General features: G+C 51.7%; 2 protein-coding genes. One reads left to right on the top strand and one right to left on the bottom strand.

Features of this window, described 5'->3' with window-relative positions; all coding sequences use genetic code 11:
• The coding region (locus KDK17_RS18645) for a hypothetical protein (RefSeq protein WP_257288773.1) at nucleotides 1–242 on the top strand (242 nt) is incomplete at its 5' end.
• Nucleotides 243–312: 70 nt separating this feature from the next.
• Here KDK17_RS18645 and KDK17_RS18640 read toward each other — a convergent pair.
• A partial coding sequence (locus KDK17_RS18640; RefSeq protein WP_257288772.1) for a hypothetical protein occupies nucleotides 313–1,111 on the bottom strand: 799 nt, incomplete at its 5' end.

The raw sequence follows: 1,111 nt of genomic DNA, 5'->3' as shown, positions 1-1,111 counted from the left end.
TTGTCGCTCAGACTCCCTGGGATGACAGGGTAGCAGCTTGCGGGTCGGTTGGCTGGTGGTCCATTGGCCAGAGGCTTTTACCGACCGGGTGTCAGGCTTTGGTTGATCAAACTTTGGTTGAGAGTGAGGGCAAGGGCCGACAGAGGTTCCCGTTCCGTGTGCAACATTCATGGCAATACTCCATTAACACTTATGATTTATCCATTTCTCTCAAAGAGTGGATTCTGCCGTCATTAGAGTAACTTGCTGGTAAAAAGTTCCAGTATGATCCCACTGTCCTTTGCTGGATTTGCAAAGCAAGGTCAAAGGATTTTATTGGCCCTCCCCTGCTGGCGCATTCTGAGCATCTGGCTTCGCTATCTTCTTTGGTACCAGCATTTCCCATTCTCCAGGGAGGCCATCGTTGGTAACGTAGGATCGCTTCCTGCTGACCACGTTAATCCCGCGCTGTTTCAGCACTTGTCGGGCTTTCTCCGAAGTCAGCGTTTCTTGCGTCAAGGTGCCCAGATTCATCTGAATACCGTTGCTCTTCAGCCGCTGCACCTCTTGCTCCATTGACTGTTGTGTTGTCGGGCTCAGCAGCGACGGGTCATGTTCGTACTGCATCTTTTCCAGCAGCGTCATTTCGGCCGGAATCTCGACCTGCCTCAGATCATGCCAGCTGTTATGAATACCATAAGTGATCCCTTTGTTCTGATCAGCCTTGCAGGCTTGGTGGCCGGGGTCTGAACAGACAATAATGCTAGCCTCCTGAGCCATTTTCCGCCGGACATTGTCGTCAATAAACTGGTTCATTCTCTGCACTGGTTCGGCTGTCCATTCGAAGTTTTCGGAGATCTTTGAGCCATTGGCTCTGAGACCGTAGACTTGGATGTAGTTTTTCTTACGCTGATCCCCGGGCCGCCCGGTTAACTGCGCCAGATCAGCCGCACCGTGCATGGCAGCTTCCAGATGCTGTTGGAATTCACTCTTTTTGTCAGGCTCGGAGACAAAGTCTTCAGTCAGCTGTGGTGGTAAGTCAAGACGGGTAGCGTCAAAAACCCGAGGTCGAGTCACCGTTAATCCGGGAAAATCAGCCCCAACCCCACAACCACGGATAATGTCCATTCGA

The organism is Endozoicomonas sp. SESOKO2 (assembly GCF_024606245.1).
GTDB lineage: Bacteria > Pseudomonadota > Gammaproteobacteria > Pseudomonadales > Endozoicomonadaceae > Endozoicomonas_A.
The sequence above is the reverse complement of the archived record's forward strand: the minus strand, read 5'-3'. Positions and strand labels throughout refer to the sequence as shown.